We start from the raw sequence: 20,599 nt of genomic DNA on the forward strand, positions 1-20,599 counted from the left end.
GCCATGCCGGCGGCCTGCGCCTTCGTCACTGGAAGAACTTGGCGGCGCTCACCAGCGTCTTGTAGATGCCCCAGACGAGCGGCACACCCACTGCCAGCCACGCGAAGGCCACCAGCGCGGGGCTGGTCGCACCGCCGCTGCCGGGGCCGCCGCCCACTTCGGCCGCCACGCTCTTTTCGTGGGCCAGCTTCTTCTCGTGCGCCAGTTCCTCGTCGCTCATGAACCACTTGTCGGCCAGCGGACGCACCATCAGGTTGGCGATGAGGCCGATCACCAGCATGCCCACCAGGATGTACATGGTCTGGTTGTACACCTGTTCGCGCGGCAGGCCCAGGCCCAGTTGGTATTCGCGCATGTAGTTGACCACCACGGGGCCGAGGATGCCGGCCGTGGCCCAGGCCGTCAGCAGGCGGCCGTGGATGGCGCCCACGAACTGCGTGCCGAACAGGTCGGCCAGGTAGGCCGGCACCGTGGCGAAGCCGCCGCCGTACATCGACAGGATCACGCAGAAGGCACCCACGAACAGGAGCTTGCTGCCCGCGCCTGCAGAGCTGGGGATGCTCGCGTACATCAGGCCGCCGAGCACGAAGAAGATCACGTAGGTCATCTTGCGGCCGAACTTGTCGGACAGGCTGGCCCAGAAGAAGCGGCCGCCAATGTTGAACAGCGACAGCAAGGCGGTGAAGCCGCCGGCCACGGCCGCAATGGCGGCCAGCTGGGCCTTGTCGAGTTCGCCGAACTTCTGCTGCACACCGATCAGGCCGCCGCCGAAGACTTCCTGCAGCATGGGCGAGGCCATGCCGATCACGCCGATGCCGGCGCTCACGTTCATGCACAGCACGACCCAGATGAGCCAGAACTGCGGGATGCCCCAGACGCGCTTCACGTGCACGTGGCGCTGGGTGATCATGGCGTTGGCCGAGGGGGGTGGCGGGGTCCAGCCGGCGGGCTTCCAGCCCGTGGGCGGCACGCGGTAGCCCACGGCACCGGCCATCATGAACACGAAGTACACCAGCGCCATGACCACAAAGGTCTGCATCACGCCCACGTCGGTGGGGCTCGAGAAGTGCTTCATCAGGTCCACGGCCAGGGGCGAGCCGATCATCGCGCCGCCGCCAAAGCCCATGATGGCCATGCCGGTGGCCATGCCGCGCCGGTCAGGGAACCACTTGATCAGGGTGGACACGGGGGAGATGTAGCCAAGCCCCAGCCCGATACCCCCGATCACGCCCGAGCCCAGGATCATGAGCCAGAACTGGTGCAGGTGAATGCCCAGCGCCGACAGCAGCATGCCGCCGCACCAGCACACGGCCGAGACCACGCCGGCCTTGCGCGGGCCGGCACGTTCCAGCCATCCGCCCCAGATGGCGGCAGAGCAGCCCAGGAAGACGAAGAACAGGGTGTACATCCACCCCAGCGTGGCCACGCGCCAGTCGCAGCCCGATGCGAACAGCTCGGCGAAGAAGCTCATGTCCTTGGCGCAGGCCGCGCCCGTGCCGGCCGTGGAGAGGGCCTTGGACAGCGGCAGCCAGAACACCGAGAAGCCATAGGCCATGCCGATGCACAGGTGGATTGCAAGCGCTGCCGGCGGCACCAGCCACCGGTTGAAGCCGGGCGCGGCGATGATGCGCTCCTTGTCCAGGAAGCCGGGAGACGCGTGGGCCCCGGGCAAGGCGGCCGAGCCCGCTGTGGATGCGTTCATAGGTTCTCTCTCCTGTGATGTCGTGCAGGCGCTGCAGGGCGTGCACCAGTTTTTCTTGACGCAAGTCAATTGCGCGGGGCGGAGTGTCCGGACAGGAGCGCCATGGCGTCAAATTGAATCGGCACATGCTGCGATTCAACAATTGAATGACGCGAATGGAAATTGATTGCAGATGGCTTGCAATCAGCCAAAGTCAGTCACGCTAAAGCCGACGAAACTGGCGCGGTGCCAAGCCAGTGCACCCGTGGAACTGGCTTTGCCAGGCCACGGGGTGCGTCCCCCCTTGGGCGAAGGCGCCGAAGGCGACTCAGGGGGAGTCCCTCAGCTCTCCGCAGTGCAGCGCCACATGGTCCCGCCAGGCAGGCTGGTCCAGCAGCTCGAGCGCGGCTTCGAGGGCCCGGGAAACGCGGGGCCCGCGCTGGGTCATGAAGCCGATGGGCGTGCGCACATCGGGCGCGACCAGGGGCAGGGCCTCCAGGCCGCGTTCGCTGCGCGCGGCGGCCACCATGGCGCCCGGCAGCACGCTGCAGACCTCGCCCGACAGCACGGACAGCACCAGGGTCAGCACCGAGTTGGTCTCGATGGCCGGCGGCACGGGCTCGCCCGCCTCGCGGAACGCCTCGTCGATGATGAAGCGGTTGTGCATGTCGGGGGTGAGCAGGCACAGCGGAAGCCGCGCCGCGTCCTTCCAGCGCATGGGCGCGCCGATGCACAGGCGGTCCGGGCCGGGCGTGCGGGCACGGCGCAGCAGGTAGTAGTGTTCGTTGCACTGCGGCCACGAGCGCAGGTTCACGCGCTTGGCCTGCATGCGCTCGCTGTAGCCCACGGCCAGGTCCAGCGACAGGTCTTCGAGCCGCTGTTCGAGCTCCTGCGAACTCATCGACAGCACCACGGGCAGTATGCCCGGGTGCCGCGCCTGCAGCATGGCCGCAAAGCGCGAGAGGATGGGCACCGCCGTGGGCGTGGACGCCATGCGCAGGCGGCCCTGAGGCTCGGCCTCCGTGCTGCGCAGTTCCTGGCGCAGCACCTCGTTGTCGCGCAGCATGCGCTGCGCCGTGGCCAGCACGGCCTCGCCCTCGTGGGTCAGGCCCACATAGGTGCGCGCGCGCTGCACGATGACGACCCCGAACTCCTCCTCCAGCGAGCGCAGCGCGTTCGACAGCGCCGGTTGCGTGATGTGGCAGGCCTGCGCCGCCCGGCCGAAGTGCCGGTGCTCGTGCAGGGCAACCAGGTAGCGCAGGGAGGCGAGCAGGTTCATGGGCGGTGGTTTGCAGGCATTTTTTTGGCTGTAGCGCTTATGTAGAAAGCGCTAGAAGCTCACATTTCAGGAACAATCAAGTATCTCCGGCATCGGGCATAGGGCTGTCCGCCAGTTCACGCTCGATCTGCTCGATGCTGGGAAGGCTGGTCTGCAATTCTGCGGGCAGGGATTCCAGCAACTTGTACTCGGCAATGCCCATCGGTTGCGACTTGTCTCCGAGAGCGTACTCAGCCACCACCTTGTTCTTGGTTTTGCACAGCAGCAGTCCAATCGTGGGGTTGTCGTACTCGCCCTTGACCTGGCGGTCCACTGCCGTGAGGTAGAAGCCCAATTGGCCGAGATGCTCGGGTTTGAATTTGCCCGCCTTCAATTCGATCACCACATAGCAGCGCAGTTTGAGGTGATAGAACAACAGGTCGATGAAAAACTCGTCGCCACCCACATCCAGCAGCACCTGCCTGCCCACGAAGGCAAACCCTGCGCCGAGTTCCAGCAGGAATTCAGTCACATGCTTGACCAGGGCACCTTCGATTTCGCGCTCTTGAGCCTCGTCGGACAAGCCCAGGAAGTCAAAACGGTAGGGGTCTTTCAGAGATTCTCGGGCCAAGTCCGACTGCGGCTTGGGCAAGCAGCCCTCAAAATTCGTCACCGCCTGGCCGCTGCGTTCCAGGCGACGTGTTTCGATATGGATGTTCAGCATATTGCGCGACCATCCATGCGCAATGGCACTTTGTGCATAGGCCAGCCGTTGCGCGGGATCTTTCAACTGCGACAGAAGCACCAGGTTGTGGCCCCAAGGCAATTGTCCAACAGCCTGTTGGACAATTGCCGCATCAGGCCACGCCTGCGCAAACGCGCGCATGTACATGAGGTTAGCCCGAGAAAAGCCCTTCATCTCAGGAAAGGCTGCGCGCAAGTCCTGTGCCAGCCGATCGATCACCTTCGAGCCCCAACCCTGCGCCGCCTGGCGCTGCAGGATGTCCCGGCCGATCTGCCAGTACAGCAGGACCAACTCACGGTTCACAGCGAGCGTGGCGCGCTGCTGGGAGCCGTGGATGCGCCCCTTCAACTCGGCCAGCCAATCGGCGTAGCCTGCGGGCGGGTCGATCAGGCCGACGGGCTCTTCGCTCATGGGGTTAGTCCTCTGCGCAGCTTTTTGGTGCGCTACCGCTTGTCCATCAAGCGCCAACAGCTATCCATTCAATAGCAAACCCGACCTCAGGTGTTCTTGCTGATCGAAATCGTCGGAAACTTGTTCGAGAAGTCCTTGGCCTGCTGCGCGATCTTCACCGCCACGTCGCGCGCCACCTTCTTGTAGATCTGGGCGATCTCGCCATCGGGGTCGGCCACCACCGTGGGCTTGCCGCTGTCGGCCTGCAGGCGGATGCTCATGTCCAGGGGCAGCGCACCCAGGTAGTCCATGTGGTAGTCGGCCGCCATCTTCTTGCCGCCGTCGGCGCCGAAGATGTGCTCCACATGGCCGCAGTTGCTGCACACGTGGGCGGCCATGTTCTCGACGATGCCCAGGATGGGCACGCCCACCTTCTCGAACATCTTGATGCCCTTCTTGGCGTCCAGCAGGGCGATGTCCTGCGGGGTGGTGACGATCACCGCGCCGGTCATGGGCACGCGCTGGGACAGCGTGAGCTGGATGTCGCCGGTGCCCGGCGGCATGTCGATGATGAGGTAGTCCAGATCCTTCCAGTTGGTCTGGCGCAAGAGCTGCTCCAGCGCCTGCGTGGCCATGGGGCCGCGCCAGATCATGGCTTCGTCCTGGTCCACCAGGAAGCCGATGGACATGACCTGCACGCCGTAGTTCTCCAGCGGCTCCATGGTCTTGCCGTCGTCGCTTTCGGGGCGGCGGTTGATGCCCAGCATCATGGGCTGGCTGGGGCCGTAGATGTCGGCGTCCAGCACGCCCACGCTGGCGCCCTCGGCGGCCAGGGCCAGGGCCAGGTTGGCGGCCGTGGTGCTCTTGCCCACGCCGCCCTTGCCCGACGCCACGGCGATGATGTTCTTGACCTGGGGCAGCAGTTGCACGCCGCGCTGCACCGCATGGGCGATGACCTTGGTGGTGATGTTGACCGAGACGTTCTCGACGCCCGCCACGCCCTTGGCAGCGGCCACCAGGCTGCGGCGCAGCTCGGGCACCAGGCTCTTGGCGGGGTAGCCCAGTTCCACGTCGAACGCGATGTCGCCACCGGTGATCTGCACGTTGCGCACGGCGCGGGAGCTGACGAAATCCTTGCCCGTGTGGGGGTCCAGAACGCTGGAAAGAGCGGCCAAGAGGCCCTGTTCGGTGACTGCCATTCAATTAACTCCTGTGGGTCCGCTAGTCTATTCCGAAGGACGGTGCCCCTTCGACTGAAGGACAATGCGCGCCTATCGCGTCCCTGGCGCATCCGAACCCACCGAGAAGAAGAGAAGGTTTCCCCGTGAAATTCAAGATGGCCGAAAAGTCCCTGTTTGCCATGCTGCTGCGCTCACCCTGGTGGGTCAGCTTCCTGGTGGTCGGCCTGATCGTGATGGCGGCGGGCGCGCTGCTGCCCAAGGAATACTTCGTGGTCGGTGCGCTGGCTGGCTTTCCCATCCTGGTGGTGGGCTGCATCGCGGCCTGGAAGCAGTTGCGCGCCCCCAACCCCGCCCGGGTGGCCGAGATGCTGGACGCCGTGGCCAGCATGCCCTGGCGCAGCTTTGCCGACACGCTGGCCGCCGCCTGGACGCGCGCGGGCTACGCGGTCGAGCGCCTGCCCGCCACCAGCGCGGCCGACCTGTGCCTGACCCAGGACGGGCGCACGACGCTGGTCAGCGCCCGCCGCTGGAAGGCCGCCACCCACGGCGTGGAGCCGCTGCGCGAGCTGCACGCCGCGATTCAGGCCCGGGGGTCGTCGGGCGGCATCTACGTGGCCACGCACGGGCAGTTGAGCGACAACGCACGCCTGTTTGCGCGCGACCACGGCATTGCCGTGCTGCAGGGCGATGCCGTGGCGGTGCTGCTGCTGAGCCAGCGCTGACCCGGCCTGCCGCTGCGGCCCGGCCCGCGGCATCTCGGTGATGCCGCCACCGCCAGGCACGCCGCCCGCCGCCCGCCATGCGGGTTTTCCCAGATGAGGCCGGCCGTGGCGCACCCCACACTCGGGGCACACCCCGCCCTACAGCCGATGCCATCGACCCGCCCCCACACTGCGCCCGCCTCCACCGCGTCCACGCCCCCCACCCGCCCCACGGGCCTGCTGCTGACCGGCGGCGGCGCCCGCGCGGCCTACCAGGTGGGCGTGCTCGAAGCCATTGCCGACATCCGCAACGCCTGCGGCGCAGGCGAGGAGCCCAACCCGTTTCCGATCATCACCGGCACCTCGGCCGGTGCCATCAATGCCGCCGCGCTGGCCTGCGGCGCGGACCACTTCGACCGAGCGGTGCGCCGCATTGCGCGGGTGTGGAGGCAGTTCCACGCCAGCCAGGTGTACGGGGCCGACTCGCTGTCGGTGATGCGCAGCGGGGCGCGCTGGCTCACACTGCTGTCCATGGGCTGGGCCCTGGCGCGCTGGCGGCGCATGCGGCCCCGGTCGCTGCTGGACAACTCGCCGCTGGAAAAACTGCTGGTCAAGATGGTGCCGCTGGTGCGCCTGCCGCGGCTCATCCGCAAGGGCCACCTCACGGCGCTGGCGGTGACGGCATCGAGCTACAGCTCGGGCGAGCACGTGACCTTCTTCGAATCCAATGCGCCGGTGCAGCCCTGGGTGCGCTCGCAGCGCAAGGCGGCCCGCGACCGCATCACGCACGAGCACCTGCTCGCGTCCTCGGCCATTCCGTTCATCTTTCCGGCCAAGGGCATCACCATCGGCGACCACACCGAGTTCTTCGGCGACGGCTCCATGCGACAGTCGGCCCCCATCGCACCGGCCATCCACCTGGGGGCCGAGCGCATCCTCGTGATCGGCGCGGGCCGCATGCACGAGCCCAAGGGCGACACCGCCGCCAACCCCACGGCCAACTACCCGTCGCTTGCGCAGATCGCGGGGCATGCGCTGTCCAACATCTTTCTCGATGCCCTGGCGGTGGACGTGGAGCGCGTGCAGCGCGTGAACCAGACGCTGTCGCTCATCCCCGAAGACGTGCGCAACAAAAGCGCGCTGCGCCCCATCGAGCTCTTGGTCATCGCGCCGTCGCAGCGGCTGGACGCCGTGGCCGCGCGCCATGTGGGCGAGCTGCCCGGCCCGGTGCGCACCATGCTGGCGGCGCTGGGTGTCACGTCCAACATGGCGGATGTGCGCGGCGCGGCGCTGGCCAGTTACCTGCTGTTCGAGTCCGGCTACACGCAGGAGCTGATGGCCCTGGGCCGCGCCGACACGCTGGCCATGCGCGCCGAGGTGTGCCGGTTCTTCGGCTGGACGGACACCGGCGCCGAAGTGCAGACCAAGCACCACGCCTGACACCGAGTCGCCTTCAAGAAATATCCAACCGTTCACGCTGAGCCTGTCGAAGCGCCGCGCAGGGCTTCGGCAGCTCGAACGGTAGGGGGCATTGAATGATCGAACGCGAGCCCGCATGGGTTGCGCCTACCGTCTACTTCTGCTGCAGCACATCCTTGGGCAACCAGCCCAGGCCATGCGCATGCAGGCTCTGCACATACAGCCGGTCGGCCGTCTCGGTGATGGCCGTGGTCTCGGGGTAGGCGCCCGTCGGGTCCTGCAGGTCTGCCACCACCTTGCCGTCGTCGGTGAACGCGATCACGTGGCCGTAGGGCTTGGGGATGGGCCACAGCGCGCGCGGCAGTCGCAGCGTCAGGCTGCGCAGCCAGGGCTTGCCGGCCATGTTGTCGATGGCGGCGCCGCGCGGCTTGGCAAAGCCCAGCCAGATGCGGCCGTCCATGCCGCGCATGAGGTTGTCGGGGTAGCCGGGCAGGTTGTCCAGCAGCACGCGGGCCTGGGGCGCCGGCTGGCTGCCGGCGGGGGCCTTCACCTTGGCATCGGCCTCGCTGATGTCCAGGTCGTTCGCGTCCACCGCGATCTTCCACACCCGGTACTTGCCGGTCTCGTTGACGAACAGGCTTTGCCCGTCCTGGCTGAGCGCCACGCCGTTGGCAAAGCTGATGCCGCGCGCCACCACGCGCGTGGCGCGGGTGGCGGGGTCGTATTCGAGCACGCGGCCGGTGCTGGCCTGCTCCAGAATGTCGAGCACGCTGGCCTCGAAGGTGCCGCCCCAGTCCTTGGGCGCAAAGCGGGTAGAGGCGTCGCTCAGGTACATCTTGCCGCTTCGGGCCACCACCACGCCGTCGGCGTAGCGGATGGGGTCGTTGCCGACCTTGTCGGCCAGCACGGTGACCTTGCCGTCGGGCGCGATCGACAACAGCCCCTTGACCGCGTCGGCCGCAATCAGGTTTCCCGCTGCGTCGAAGTCAAAACCCAGCACCCGCCCGCCGGTGTTGGCAAACACCTCCTGGCCCGATCCGTCGGGGTTCATGCGCAGGATGTTGCCGCTCAATACCGTGGTGTAGAGCTTGCCGTCCTTGCCCAGCGCGATGTGCTCGGGGCCGACTTCGCCTTTCAGGTCGATCATCCGCAGCCCTGCCAGGCGCTGGTTGGGCGCGTGCACGCCCTGGTAGCCCGGCGCGGCCGGGGCCGTCCACGCCACCGGCCGGATGGGCACGGGCCACCACGCCAGGTAGGCCGCACCCGCCAGCAAGATGCCGCCCACACCCCACCCCAGAGTCTTTGCCAAGGTCCTCTTCGCCATCGATTTGTCCTGTGGTTGTCGATGCCGCGCATTGTGATCCAGCGCCGGGCCGGCCCCGCCGCGGAGCGAAGGGGCTGCGAGCGCCTAAAATCACCGGTTCCGCCTGAGAAAGCCGCTTTTCATGACGTCATCCGCACGCAAACTCTTCGTTACCACCGCCCTGCCGTATGCCAACGGCAACTTCCACATCGGCCACATCATGGAATACATCCAGGCCGACACCTGGGTGCGTGCGCAGCGGATGCAGGGCAACGCGGTCAACTTCGTGGGCGCGGACGACGCCCACGGCGCGCCCATCATGATCGCGGCCGAAAAGGCCGGCAAGACGCCCCAGCAGTTCGTGGCCGACATCGCCGCCGGCCGCAAGCAGTACCTCGACGGCTTTCACATCGCCTTCGACAACTGGAGCAACACCGACAGCCCCGCCAACCATACGCTATCGAAGCAGATCTACCTGGACCTCAAGAAGGCCGGGTTCATCGAGACCCGCACCATCGAGCAGTTCTTCGACCCCGAGAAGAACATGTTCCTGCCGGACCGCTTCATCAAGGGCGAATGCCCGCGCTGCCACGCCAAGGACCAGTACGGCGACAACTGCGAGGTGTGCAGTTCCGTTTATGCGCCCACCGACCTGATCAACCCCTTCTCGGCCCTGTCGGGCGCCAAGCCGGTGCTCAAGACGTCGGAGCATTTCTTCTTCAAGCTGTCCGACCCGCGCGCGGTGGAGTTCCTGACCACCTGGACGCAGGACGGCGTGCATGTGCAGCCCGAGGTGGCCGCCAAGATCAAGGAATGGTTCGGCGTGCGCACCAACCCCGACGGCAGCACCAGCGAGGGCCTGGACGACTGGGACATCTCGCGCGATGCGCCGTACTTCGGCATCGAGATCCCGGATGCGCCGGGCAAGTACTTCTACGTGTGGCTGGACGCGCCCGTGGGCTACCTGGCCTCCCTGAAGGAGCTGCTGGAGCGGCGCGGCGAGGACTTCGACGCCTACATGGCCGACCCGGCCGTCGAGCAGTACCACTTCATCGGCAAGGACATCATCACCTTCCACACGCTGTTCTGGCCGGCCATGCTGAAGTTCAGCGGCCGCAAGACGCCCACCAGAATCTGCGTGCACGGCTTCATGACCGTGAACGACGGCGAGAAGATGAGCAAGAGCCGCGGCACGGGCCTGGACCCGCTCAAGTACCTGGCACTCAAGATGAACCCCGAGTGGCTGCGCTACTACCTGGGCGCCAAGCTCAACGGCAAGAACGAAGACATCGACTTCAACCCCGAAGACTTCATGGCCCGCGTCAACTCCGACCTGATCGGCAAGTACGTGAACATCGCCAGCCGCGCGGCCGGCTTCATCTTCAAGCGCTTTGGCGGCCAGCTGGGCCCCGTGAGCGACGACGGACAAGCCCTGCTGGCGCAGCTGCGCGACGCCCGGGCCGGCATCGTGGCCGCGTACGAAAACCGCGACAGCGCCCGTGCCGCACGCGACATCATGCTGCTGTGCGACCGGGTGAACAGCTACGTGGACGCCAACAAGCCCTGGGAGCTGGCCAAGCAGGACGGCATGGACGCACGCCTGCAGGACGTGTGCACCACCTGCATCGAAGCCTTCCGCCTGCTCACCATTTACCTCAAACCCATGCTGCCCGCCGTGGCCGCCCAGGTGGAGGCCTTCCTGAACGTGCAGCCGCTGCAGTTTGCCGACGCCGGGCAGCTGCTGGGCGCCGGCCACACCATCGGCCAGTACCAGCACCTGATGCAACGCGTGGTGCCCGAGCAGCTGGAAGCCCTGTTCGAGCCCCCAGCGCCCGCCACACCAGCGCCAGCCGCTAGCGAAACCATAGCAGCCCCCGGCGGCGAGGAACTGGCCCCCACCATCGGCATCGACGACTTCACCAAGATCGACCTGCGCATCGCGCTGATCGTGAACTGCGAGCCGGTGGAGGGCTCCACCAAGCTGCTGCGCCTGACGCTGGACGTGGGCGAAGGCAAGACCCGCAACGTCTTCAGCGGCATCGCCAGCGCCTACAAGCCTGAAGACCTGGTAGGCAAGCACACGGTGATGGTGGCCAACCTGGCACCGCGCAAGATGAAGTTCGGCATCTCCGAAGGCATGGTGCTGGCTGCCAGCCATGGGGATGAGAAGGCGAATCCGGGTATCTACGTGCTCAACCCCTGGCCGGGTGCTGCGCCGGGCATGCGGGTGCGGTGAGCCGTATTCGCTCGATGACCTCCGATCGGATCTGATGCGACGCCGCCCCGCGCTTGCGCTCGGCGGCTGACCGCAGCACCAAGATGCAGAGCCGAAGCCGCTCCATGCGCACCCTCGTTGTTTTCGGTTTCTCCGCAGTCCTCGGAATTTTTTCTGACTCAACAGGAGCGTCTGAGAAGGCCTTTACCGGAGACTTCGAAGGCACGGGCCGAGCATGCTCAGGGGAGCTGCGTGTGCGGACGAAAACCCTCGAATGGCGTTCAAGTTTCAGCACCTGCTTGCCCGCGCATTACGAAGTTCTGGAAAGAAGCGCCCATGGCTCCATGGAACGAATCGTTTTTCGGCTGAAGAAACGCAGCAGCCAATGCCGCTACCCGGTGATAGAAGCGGCGCGTACCAGCGACTACGGCTGGAATGTGACGGGCTACCAGTCCTTGGAAGGGTTCCAGAAAAAAGAGCTGCCGGACTGGAGCAACTCCCCGCTGCCCGACAGGCAAGTACTGTCGTGCCCGATGACCAAGACCCACTAGCGCCAAGGCCTGCGGCAAGCGCCGTGGCGTCGCCGAACACGGCCGCGATCAACTCCCCGCGTACCGCCCCGGCCGGTGGCTGATCCACAAGAACCCGCTCATCACGAGCACTGCCAGCACCGAGTACGCCACCCGGTCTGCGGGCACCACAAACAGCGCCAGCAGCACCACCGTCCCGTCGATCATCATCTGCACCTTGCCGGCGCGCATGCCGTAGCGGCTTTGCAGGTACAGCGACACCACGGTGGCGCCGCCCAGGCTGGAGCGGTGGCGTGCGAGGAACAGGCAGCCCGTGCCCAGCAGCAGCCCGCCCAGCAGCGATGCGAACAGGGGGTTCAGGTAGTCCACGCGCATCACATGCGGGAACAGTTCGGTCAGCAGCGACAGCAGGGCCACGCAGACAAAGGTCTTGAGGGTGAACTCGCGCCCCATGCGGGTCCAGGCAAACCAGTAGAACGGCAGGTTGACCGCGAAGAACAGCTTGCCGAACGAGATGCCGGTGACGTAGTGCAGCAAGAACGCCGCCCCCGCCGTGCCGCCCACCAGCAGCCCCGCCTGGTTGAACAGCATGAGCGCCATGGCCACGAACAGCGTGCCGGCGAACAGGGCCTGGGCGTCTTCGAAGGCGCCGTGGCGCAGGGAGGGCAGCGGCTGCGGCACGGCGCGCGCTGCGGCCTCGGGCGCGGTGTGGGGTGGCGGGGGAGCGTCGTTCATGGGGGCTTCAAAGGGGTGGGCTGTGGTCGCAGCGGCAGCATTGGCAGCGACAGCACCCAGCCAGCATCATCCATGCCAGCCGTGGCCCCGCCATGACAGCCGCGCCGCTCACTTACTTGCCGCCCTTGAACTCGGGGGCGTCCAGGTCGGGGCCCGTCTGCGTGCGCAGCACGACGTGGTCGGGCCCGTGCACCACCGTGAACACCTTGGCCTGGTTGGAGCCCTCCAGGTAGCGCCAATCGACGTGGGTTTCGTTTTTCAGCGCGTAGGGCGTGACCTTGGCGGGCTTGCCCAGCAGGCGGCGGACTTCGTCCATGCGCTGGCCGGGTTGCACGCGGGCGAAGTTCTCGGGCGTGAGCACCTGGCGCAGGGCCGTCATGCGGCCATCGGGGCCCAGGGTGATCATGTAGTTGACCTGGCCCGCGGGCTGGCGGTTGTACTCGAAGGTGCGGGCGCCGCCGGGCTCGTCCCACACGTTGTCGGGGGCGCCGAAGCGGTCGCGCACGTCGGCTTCGGTCGACACGCCCTCCTTCAGTTCACTGATGCGCTGGGGGTCGCAGGCGGTGAGCGCCAGCAGCGAAAAAGCGGCGATGGCCAGCGTGGCCGCGCGATATATCAAAGGCATAAGTCGGTCCCGGTAAAATCAGCAGGCTTGCGATGCACTCCTGCGTGCTCACGGCAGTGCAGAACACGCCCACTGAAAGAGGTTAACAGTCCATGTCCATTTTCCGCCGCCCCGACTACCAGTCCGACGCTACCCAGTTCATCAACCAGCTCAAGACCAGCCATCCGGCGCTGGACCAGCAGCAACAGGCGGGCCGCGCCCTCCTGTGGGACAAGCAGGTAGACCGCAAGATCTGGGTGGAATACCGTGACGGCCAGGTCGCCCAGAAGCCCTACGTGTACCAGACCAACGCGGACTGACCCGCATTGGCGCTCCCATCGGGCCTCCAGATAGCCTCCACCGCTTTGTGCACAAGCGCTGGCAGCTATATTTTCAATAGCAATCCATGACCCCATCGCGCGAAGCCGATGCCGCAGGCGGCGTGGGCAGCATGCCCGACGTGGTCGACCAGGTAGCGCTCGCGCGCCTGTACGGCGAGCCGCTGTTCGCGCTGCCCACCGACCTGTACATCCCGCCCGACGCGCTGGAGGTCTTCCTCGAGGCCTTCGAAGGCCCGCTGGACCTGTTGCTGTACCTGATCAGAAAGCAGAACTTCAACATCCTCGACATCCCCATGGTGGGGGTCACCAAGCAGTACCTGGCGTATGTGGACGAGATCCGCAGCCGCAACCTGGAGCTGGCGGCCGAATACCTGCTGATGGCGGCGATGCTGATCGAGATCAAGTCGCGCATGCTGCTGCCGCCCAAGAAGCAGGAAGGCAGCGAGGAGCCTGAGGACCCGCGCGCCGAGCTGGTGCGCCGCCTGCTCGAGTACGAGCAGATGAAAATGGCCGCCGCCCGCCTGGGGCAGCTGCCGCAGTACGGCCGCGACTTCCTGAAGGCGCAGGTCTACATCGAACAAAGCCTGCAGCCGCGCTTTCCGGACGTGCACGTGGTGGAGCTGCAGGACGCGTGGCGCGACATCTTGAAGCGCGCCAAGCTCGTGCAGCACCACAAGATCACGCGCGAGGAGCTGTCGGTGCGCGAGTACATGAGCATGGTGCTCAAGACCCTGCAGGGCCGCCGGTTCGTCGAGTTCGAAGAACTCTTCGAGCCCGAGAACGGCAGCACCGTGCTGGTCGTGACCTTCATCGCGCTGCTGGAGCTGGCCAAGGAGACGCTGATCGAGATCACGCAGGCCGAAGCCTTCGCGCCCATTTACGTGCGCCTGGCTTATGTACCGGCATGACACCCCCTGAGCGGCTGCGCCGCTTCCCCCTTTCTCGCTGCGCGGGAGGGGGACGCCACCGGCGGCCTGGCGAAGCCAGTTCCACGGTGGCACTGGCCTGAAGCAGCGCCGGTTCCAACGGCAACTACGGACCCCATATGGCATCCCACGACTTCGACGTTCTCATCGTAGGCAGCGGCCTGGCCGGCCTTTCGGCCGCGCTGCACCTCGCCCCCACGCACCGCGTGGCGGTGATCACCAAGCGCGCGCTGCAGGATGGCTCCAGCGGCTGGGCGCAGGGCGGCATTGCCGCCGTGCTGGCCGATGACGACAGCTTTGCGGCGCACATCGAGGACACGCTGGTCGCAGGCGCGGGCCTGTGCGACCTGGCCACCACGCGCTTCGTGGTGGAGAACGCGCCCGCATCGATCGCCTGGCTGCGCGAGCTGGGCGTGCCCTTCACACTCGAAGGCGACCAGCTGCACCTGACCCGCGAAGGCGGCCACAGCGCCCGGCGCATCGCCCACGTGACCGACGCCACCGGCGCGGCCGTGCAGCGCACGCTGATGGACGTGGTGCGCGCCACGCCCGGTATCACCGTGTTCGAGCACCACACGCTGGTGGACCTGATCACCACGCACAAGCTGGGATTGCCCGGCCACCGGTGCCTGGGCCTGTATGCGCTGGACGACGCCACCGACTCCGTCGTGACCTTCCGCGCGCCGCAGACCATCCTGGCCACGGGCGGCGCGGGCAAGGTGTACCTGTACACCACCAACCCCGACACCGCCACCGGCGACGGCATTGCCGCCGCGTGGCGCGCGGGCTGCCGCGTGGCCAACATGGAGTTCATCCAGTTCCACCCCACGGGGCTGTACCACCCGCACGAAAAATCCTTCCTCATCAGCGAGGCCGTGCGCGGCGAGGGCGGCCAGCTCAAACTCCCCGATGGCACCCGCTTCATGCCCGACCACGACCCGCGCGCCGAGCTGGCCCCGCGCGACGTGGTGGCCCGCGCCATCGACTTCGAGATGAAGAAACACGGCCTGGACTGCGTGCACCTCGATATCTCGCACCAGAGCCCGGCGTTTTTGCAGGAGCACTTTCCGAACATCCTCGCGCACTGCGCGGCGCTGGGCATCGACATCACCAAAGAGCCCATCCCCGTGGTGCCCACCGCGCACTTCACCTGCGGCGGCGTGCTGACCGACCTGGCGGGCCGCACCGACCTGCCGGGCCTCTTTGCGGTGGGCGAGGTGGCCTGCACCGGCCTGCACGGCGCCAACCGGCTGGCCAGCAACTCGCTGCTCGAATGCATGGTGTTCGCGCGCGCCGCTGCCCAGGCCATTGCCGCAGCGCCCGCGGCAGACCTGCCCGCCCTGCCCGCCTGGGACGACAGCCGCGTGACCGACGCCGACGAGTGCGTGGTCATCTCGCACAACTGGGACGAGCTGCGCCGCTTCATGTGGGACTACGTGGGCATCGTGCGCACCAACAAGCGCCTGGAGCGCGCCGCGCACCGCATCGCCACGCTGCAGGGCGAGATCAACGAGTTCTACGCGAACTTCCACGTCACGCGCGACCTGCTGGAGCTGCGCAACCTGGTGCAGGTGGCCGACCTCATCGTGCAGAGCGCGCAGATGCGCCGCGAAAGCCGGGGCCTGCACTTCAGCCGCGACTACCCCGAGCTGGCCGCTCCCGCTGCGCCCACCATTCTCGTTCCCCCCGTGGTCAAACGCACCGCAGAAAAACCGAGCCTGCGGCCATGACCTACAGCGTCAAGGAAATCTTCTACACCCTGCAGGGCGAAGGCGGCCAGGCGGGCACGCCCGCCGTGTTCTGCCGCTTTGCGGGCTGCAACCTCTGGACGGGCCGCGAGCAGGACCGCGCGCAGGCCGTCTGCCAGTTCTGCGACACCGACTTCGTGGGCACCGACGGCACGCTGGGCGGCAAGTTCGACACCGCCGAGCGGCTGGCCGAGACCATCGCCGCGCAGTGGCCTGCGGGCGCGGGCCACCGCCTGGTGGTGCTGACCGGCGGCGAGCCCCTGCTGCAGGTGGACGCCGCCCTCATCGACGCGCTGCATGCGCAGCAGTTCCGCATCGCCGTGGAGAGCAACGGCACGGTGAAGGCGCCGGACGGCATCGACTGGCTGTGCATCAGCCCCAAGGCGGGCGCGCCCTTCGTGCAGCGCAGCGGGCAGGAGCTGAAACTCGTGTGGCCCCAGCCCGGGTTCGACCTGCAGGCGCTGGAGCGTGACACCCAGTTCAGCCATCGCTTCTTGCAGCCCATGGATGGCCTGCTGCAGCGCCAGAACACTGCCGCCTGCATCGACGCCTGCATGGCCCACCCCGCATGGCGCCTGAGCCTGCAGACCCACAAGCTCACCGGCATCCGGTGAACCGAATTTCTCCGTCAGTCCTATGTTGTTCACCATTTCCCAGCGCTTCTTCTTCGACGCCGCCCACACCCTGCGCCGCGAGATCGAGGCCGAAGGCAGCCGCCGCGTGCACGGCCACACCTACCATGCCGAGGTTTCGCTGAGCGGCCCGCGCGATCCCGCCACCGGCATGGTGCTGGACCTGGGCCTGCTGCGCCAGGGCCTGGCCGTGGTGCGCGAGCAGCTGGACCACCACCTGCTGGACGACGTGCCCGGCCTGGGCACCCCCACGCTGGAGAACCTGTGCGTGTTCATCGCAGCGGCCCTGCCCGCCGACCTGCAGCCACGCGTGAGCCGGGTGCGCGTCTGGCGCGACGCGCTGGGCGACAGCTGCACGCTGGACCTGCCCGTGGCCTGACGCAGACTGCCCGCACCGCCACAATTTTCAGACGCCAACCCAGGACGCCCGATGTTCCGCACCCTGCTCAAATCCAAGATCCACCGCGTGGCCGTGACCCAGTGCGAGCTGCACTACGAGGGCTCCTGCGCCATCGACGAAGACCTGCTCGATGCGGCCGACATCGCCGAGAACGAGCAGGTGCACCTCTGGAACATCAACAACGGCGAGCGCTTCATCACCTATGCCATCAAGGGCCAGCGCGGCAGCGGGATGATCTCGGTCAACGGCTCGGCCGCACGCCGCGCGTCGGTGGGCGACCTGATCATCATCGCGGCCTTCGCCCAGGTGCATGAAGACCAGGTGGCCACGCACCAGCCACAGCTGGTGTTCGTGGACGAGAACAACCGCCAGACGGAACTGCGCCACGCGGTGCCCACCCAGGCGCTGTGATTTCACTTTGTCTGCAAACTTACCCGACCCCGTTCACGCTGAGCCTGTCCAAGCGCCGCGCGAGGCTTCGACAAGCTCAGCCCGAACGGCTGTGAATGCAATGAACCGGCGCAAATCCGCATGAGTGCGACCCCACAACCTCCACCCGACACCCTGGCCGCCCGCAGCCTCGCCAGCGTCTGGCACCCCTGCACGCAGATGAAGCGGCACGAGGCCCAGCCGCCCGTGGCCATCGCCCGCGCGCAGGGCCCCTGGCTGTACGGCACCGACGGCAAGCGCTACCTGGATGGCATCAGCTCCTGGTGGGTCAACCTGTTCGGCCACAGCCACCCGCACATCCAGGCTGCGCTGGTGGACCAACTGGGCCGGCTCGACCACGTGATGCTCGCGGGCTTCACGCACGCGCCGGTGGTGGAGCTGTCGGAGCGCCTGGCTGCACTCACCGGCCTGGGCCACGCGTTCTACGGCAGCGACGGCGCAGCCGCCACCGAGATCGCACTGAAGATGAGCGCGCACTGCTGGCGCAACCGGGGCCGGCCCGCCAAGAGCCGCTTCGTGGGCCTGGCCGGCGGCTACCACGGCGAGACGGTGGGCGCGCTGGCCGTGACGGACATCGCGATCTTCCGCGAGGCCTACGCGCCGCTGGTGCGCCTGGCCGACACCGTGCCCAGCCCCGATGCGCGCGGCGCCGCCGCTGGCGAGACCGCTGACGATGTGGCGCAGCGCGCCGCAGCAGGCCTGGAAGGCTGGCTGGCAGAACACCACGCAACCACCGCGGCCTTCATCGTCGAGCCGCTGGTGCAGTGCGCCGCCGGCATGGCGATGCACAGCCCCGACTACCTGCGCCGGGCGCGCGAGCTGTGCGACCGCTATGAGGTGCACCTGGTGGTGGACGAAATCGCCGTGGGCTTTGGCCGCACGGGCACGATGTTCGCGCACCAGCAGGCGGGCATCCGGCCGGACTTCATCTGCCTGTCCAAGGGCCTCACCGGCGGCACGCTGCCGCTGTCGGCCGTGCTGACCACCGATGCGGTGTACGCGGCTTTCTACGACGACGACGTGGCGCGCGGCTTTTTGCATTCGCACTCGTACACCGGCAATCCGCTGGCCTGCCGCGCGGCGCTGGCCACGCTGGAATTGTTCGACCAGCTCGACGCACTGAAAGCCAACGCCGCGCTGGCGCAACGCCTCGACGCGGCATGCGTACCCATCACCCACCACCCACGCGTGCACCATGCGCGGCGCCAGGGGATGATCTGGGCGTGGGACGTGGACACTTCGCTGCCCGACTTTGCCCGCCGCTACCACCAGCACGCCATGGCGCGCGGGCTGGTGCTGCGCCCCATCGGCAAGACCCTGTACGCCATGCCGCCCTATCTGCTCGACGACGAGGCCGTGCAATGCCTGGCCCGCGGCGCGCTCGACGCGCTCGACGCCACCCTGCAAGAGGAAATTTAAATGATTGGATGTTTTGTGACCGGCACCGACACCGGCGTCGGCAAGACGCTGGTGTCCGCCGGCCTGCTGCACGCGCTGGCGCCGCACCACCGCCACGTGGTGGGCATGAAGCCCGTGGCCGCGGGCCTGGTGCCCTGGGGCGAGGACTGGGCCAGCGAGGATGCCATCGCACTGCGCTCGGCCTCCACCCTGGCCGTGGCGCCCGAGCTGGACAACCCCGTGCTGCTGCCCGACCCGCTCTCGCCCCACATCGCGGCGGCGCGGGCCGGCGTGGAGATCGACATCGCGGCCATCGTGCGCAGCTACCAGGCGCTGGCGGCGCAGGCGGACGCCGTGGTGGTGGAAGGCGCAGGCGGCTTTCTGGTGCCGCTGTCCGACACGCTCACCGGCGCCGACCTGGCCCAGGCCCTGGCACTGCCTGTGGTGCTGGTGGTGGGCCTGCGCCTGGGCTGCCTGAACCACGCGCTGCTGACGGCCGAGGCCATCCGCGCGCGCGGCCTCACGCTCATCGGCTGGGTGGCCAACCGCATGGACCCCGGCATGGAAGCGGCCGGCGACAACATCGCCTACCTGCGCGCCCGCCTGGGCGCCCCGCTGCTGGCCGAGGTGCCCTACCAGGACCTGCCCGAGGCACGCAGCATGCAGCTGGAGCTGCCGCCGGCATGGCTGTGACCGGCACGTCCGCTGCGGGCTCGACCGCAACATCGTGGCTCGATGAGATCCCGGGCCGCCTGGCCGACATCGAGCGCGCGCACCTGCTGCGCCGCCGCCGCGTGGTGGAGCCGGCAGGCGGCGCACGCCTGCTGGTGGACGGCCAGCCCATGCTGGCGTTCTGCAGCAACGACTACCTGGGCCTGGCCAGCCATCCTGCGCTGGCGCAGGCCGCGCGCGAGGCCACGCACACCTTCGGCGTGGGCTCGGGCGGCTCGCCCCTGGTCAGCGGCCACAGCGCCGCCAACGCCGCGCTGGAGCACGACCTGGCCGCCTTCGTGCAACTGCCCCGTGCGCTGTACTTCTACGCGGGCTACGCCACCAACGCGGGCATCATCCCGGCGCTGGTGGGCGATGGCGATGCGGTGTTCTCTGATGCGCTCAACCACGCCTGCCTGATCGACGGCGCCCGCCTGTCGCGCGCCATCATTCACCGGTACCCGCACGCCGACCTGCCCGCGCTGGAGGCCGCCCTGGCCGCCAGCCCCGCCCGGCGCAAGCTGGTGATCAGCGATGCGGTGTTCAGCATGGACGGCGACCTGATCGACATCCCTGCCCTGCTGGCGCTGTGCGAGCGCTACGACGCCTTGCTGCTGCTGGACGATGCGCACGGCTTCGGCGTGCTGGGGCCCCAGGGGCGCGGCAGCCTGGCGCAGGCGGGCTTGACGGGTGCGAATGCCGCGCGCCGCGTGCTCTACATGGCCACGCTGGGCAAGGCCGCGGGCGTGGCAGGCGCCTTCGTCGCGGGCGATGCAGCGCTGATTGAATGGCTGCTGCAGAAAACGCGCACCTACATCTTTGCCACCGCGGCCCCGGCGCTGCTGGCCAGCGCGCTGCGCGAAAGCCTGGTGCTGATCGCCGCGGCCGACGACCGCCGCGCGCACCTGCAGGCCCGCATCACCCAGTTGCGCGGTGGCCTGGCGGCGCTGCCCGCACCAACGGCCTGGCACCTGCTGCCGTCGCAAACGCCTGTGCAGGCACTGGTGGTGGGCAGCAACGAAGCCGCGCTGGCCGCCATGGACAGCCTGCGCGCGCAGGGCCTGTGGGTGCCGGCCATTCGGCCACCCACGGTGCCGGCGGGTACGGCACGGCTGCGCATCGCACTGTCTGCCGCGCACACCGAGGCGGACGTGGAAGACCTGCTGGCCGCGTTGCGCCAGCATGCAGCAGAGCGTCTGGGCTAGCCGCTCGAAGGATCGGGGTGGGTCAC

At 67.8% G+C, this 20,599-nt stretch carries 20 protein-coding genes; 13 read left to right on the top strand and 7 right to left on the bottom strand.

Going from position 1 to position 20,599, the window contains the following annotated elements:
• Positions 1 to 25: 25 nt before the first annotated feature.
• The 4 genes from ACIGHN_RS06880 to apbC all read right to left on the bottom strand — a co-directional run bounded on the left by ACIGHN_RS06880 (position 26) and on the right by apbC (position 5,273).
• Entirely contained in the window at positions 26 to 1,702 is a 1,677-nt protein-coding gene (locus tag ACIGHN_RS06880; protein WP_396503787.1) for an OFA family MFS transporter, read from the bottom strand.
• A 307-nt stretch (positions 1,703 to 2,009) separates the two neighbouring features.
• Positions 2,010 to 2,960, bottom strand: coding sequence for a LysR family transcriptional regulator (locus tag ACIGHN_RS06885; RefSeq protein WP_056423033.1), 951 nt, complete (start codon positions 2,958 to 2,960; stop codon positions 2,010 to 2,012).
• A gap of 76 nt (positions 2,961 to 3,036) precedes the next feature.
• A complete protein-coding gene (locus ACIGHN_RS06890) occupies positions 3,037 to 4,095 on the bottom strand; it encodes a YhcG family protein (protein WP_396503789.1) in 1,059 nt (352 codons plus the stop codon).
• A gap of 86 nt (positions 4,096 to 4,181) precedes the next feature.
• Positions 4,182 to 5,273, bottom strand: coding sequence for an iron-sulfur cluster carrier protein ApbC (gene apbC / locus ACIGHN_RS06895; protein WP_396503790.1), 1,092 nt, complete (start codon positions 5,271 to 5,273; stop codon positions 4,182 to 4,184).
• Between the two features lie 137 nt (positions 5,274 to 5,410).
• Here apbC and ACIGHN_RS06900 point away from each other — a divergent pair, with 137 nt between their 5' ends.
• Positions 5,411 to 5,977 carry a restriction endonuclease gene (locus ACIGHN_RS06900; protein WP_056423086.1) on the top strand — a complete coding sequence of 189 codons (567 nt, stop codon included), beginning with the start codon at positions 5,411 to 5,413 and terminating at the stop codon, positions 5,975 to 5,977.
• A 147-nt stretch (positions 5,978 to 6,124) separates the two neighbouring features.
• Positions 6,125 to 7,396, top strand: a complete 1,272-nt coding sequence (locus ACIGHN_RS06905) for a patatin-like phospholipase family protein (protein WP_396503791.1) — start codon at positions 6,125 to 6,127, stop codon at positions 7,394 to 7,396.
• 133 nt (positions 7,397 to 7,529) lie between these two features.
• Here ACIGHN_RS06905 and ACIGHN_RS06910 read toward each other — a convergent pair whose 3' ends face one another.
• Positions 7,530 to 8,699 (bottom strand): SMP-30/gluconolactonase/LRE family protein, encoded by a 1,170-nt coding sequence (locus ACIGHN_RS06910; RefSeq protein ID WP_396503792.1) that lies wholly within the window; start codon positions 8,697 to 8,699, stop codon positions 7,530 to 7,532.
• A gap of 121 nt (positions 8,700 to 8,820) precedes the next feature.
• Between ACIGHN_RS06910 and metG the strand changes: the two genes are divergently transcribed.
• Entirely contained in the window at positions 8,821 to 10,914 is a 2,094-nt protein-coding gene (gene metG / locus ACIGHN_RS06915) for a methionine--tRNA ligase (RefSeq protein WP_396503793.1), read from the top strand.
• A gap of 104 nt (positions 10,915 to 11,018) precedes the next feature.
• Positions 11,019 to 11,444, top strand: a complete 426-nt coding sequence (locus ACIGHN_RS06920; protein ID WP_396503794.1) for a hypothetical protein — start codon at positions 11,019 to 11,021, stop codon at positions 11,442 to 11,444.
• Positions 11,445 to 11,492: 48 nt separating this feature from the next.
• Here the strand turns inward: ACIGHN_RS06920 and ACIGHN_RS06925 are convergent, their stop codons facing one another.
• Positions 11,493 to 12,158, bottom strand: coding sequence for a YitT family protein (locus ACIGHN_RS06925; RefSeq protein ID WP_056418113.1), 666 nt, complete (start codon positions 12,156 to 12,158; stop codon positions 11,493 to 11,495).
• A 112-nt stretch (positions 12,159 to 12,270) separates the two neighbouring features.
• Positions 12,271 to 12,783, bottom strand: a complete 513-nt coding sequence (locus tag ACIGHN_RS06930) for a hypothetical protein (protein ID WP_056418110.1) — start codon at positions 12,781 to 12,783, stop codon at positions 12,271 to 12,273.
• A 92-nt stretch (positions 12,784 to 12,875) separates the two neighbouring features.
• Here ACIGHN_RS06930 and ACIGHN_RS06935 point away from each other — a divergent pair, with 92 nt between their 5' ends.
• The 9 genes from ACIGHN_RS06935 (at position 12,876) to bioF (ending at position 20,573) form a co-directional block, all read left to right on the top strand.
• Complete coding sequence (locus tag ACIGHN_RS06935; RefSeq protein ID WP_056418107.1) at positions 12,876 to 13,082, top strand: DUF3460 family protein; 207 nt, start codon at positions 12,876 to 12,878, stop codon at positions 13,080 to 13,082.
• Between the two features lie 86 nt (positions 13,083 to 13,168).
• A complete protein-coding gene (locus tag ACIGHN_RS06940; RefSeq protein ID WP_056418102.1) occupies positions 13,169 to 14,011 on the top strand; it encodes a ScpA family protein in 843 nt (280 codons plus the stop codon).
• A 137-nt stretch (positions 14,012 to 14,148) separates the two neighbouring features.
• On the top strand, positions 14,149 to 15,759 hold the full coding sequence (gene nadB, locus ACIGHN_RS06945; protein ID WP_396503795.1) for an L-aspartate oxidase: 1,611 nt from the start codon (positions 14,149 to 14,151) through the stop codon (positions 15,757 to 15,759).
• Positions 15,756 to 16,391, top strand: a complete 636-nt coding sequence (queE, locus tag ACIGHN_RS06950; RefSeq protein ID WP_056161652.1) for a 7-carboxy-7-deazaguanine synthase — start codon at positions 15,756 to 15,758, stop codon at positions 16,389 to 16,391. The genes nadB and queE overlap by 4 nt, the downstream gene beginning before the upstream one ends.
• 22 nt (positions 16,392 to 16,413) lie before the next feature.
• A complete protein-coding gene (locus ACIGHN_RS06955) occupies positions 16,414 to 16,788 on the top strand; it encodes a 6-carboxytetrahydropterin synthase (protein ID WP_056418092.1) in 375 nt (124 codons plus the stop codon).
• 51 nt (positions 16,789 to 16,839) lie between these two features.
• Positions 16,840 to 17,220, top strand: a complete 381-nt coding sequence (gene panD / locus ACIGHN_RS06960) for an aspartate 1-decarboxylase (protein ID WP_056161647.1) — start codon at positions 16,840 to 16,842, stop codon at positions 17,218 to 17,220.
• 120 nt (positions 17,221 to 17,340) lie between these two features.
• The gene (bioA, locus tag ACIGHN_RS06965; protein WP_396503796.1) at positions 17,341 to 18,678 is read left to right on the top strand and encodes an adenosylmethionine--8-amino-7-oxononanoate transaminase; all 1,338 of its coding nucleotides are present in this window, start codon (positions 17,341 to 17,343) and stop codon (positions 18,676 to 18,678) included.
• Positions 18,679 to 19,350 (top strand): dethiobiotin synthase, encoded by a 672-nt coding sequence (gene bioD / locus ACIGHN_RS06970; RefSeq protein ID WP_396503797.1) that lies wholly within the window; start codon positions 18,679 to 18,681, stop codon positions 19,348 to 19,350.
• The gene (gene bioF / locus ACIGHN_RS06975; protein WP_396503798.1) at positions 19,341 to 20,573 is read left to right on the top strand and encodes an 8-amino-7-oxononanoate synthase; all 1,233 of its coding nucleotides are present in this window, start codon (positions 19,341 to 19,343) and stop codon (positions 20,571 to 20,573) included. The genes bioD and bioF overlap by 10 nt, the downstream gene beginning before the upstream one ends.
• Positions 20,574 to 20,599: the final 26 nt, after the last annotated feature.

Origin of the sequence: Acidovorax sp. NPDC077693 (assembly GCF_044542805.1) — a bacterium.
Classification (GTDB): domain Bacteria; phylum Pseudomonadota; class Gammaproteobacteria; order Burkholderiales; family Burkholderiaceae_C; genus Acidovorax.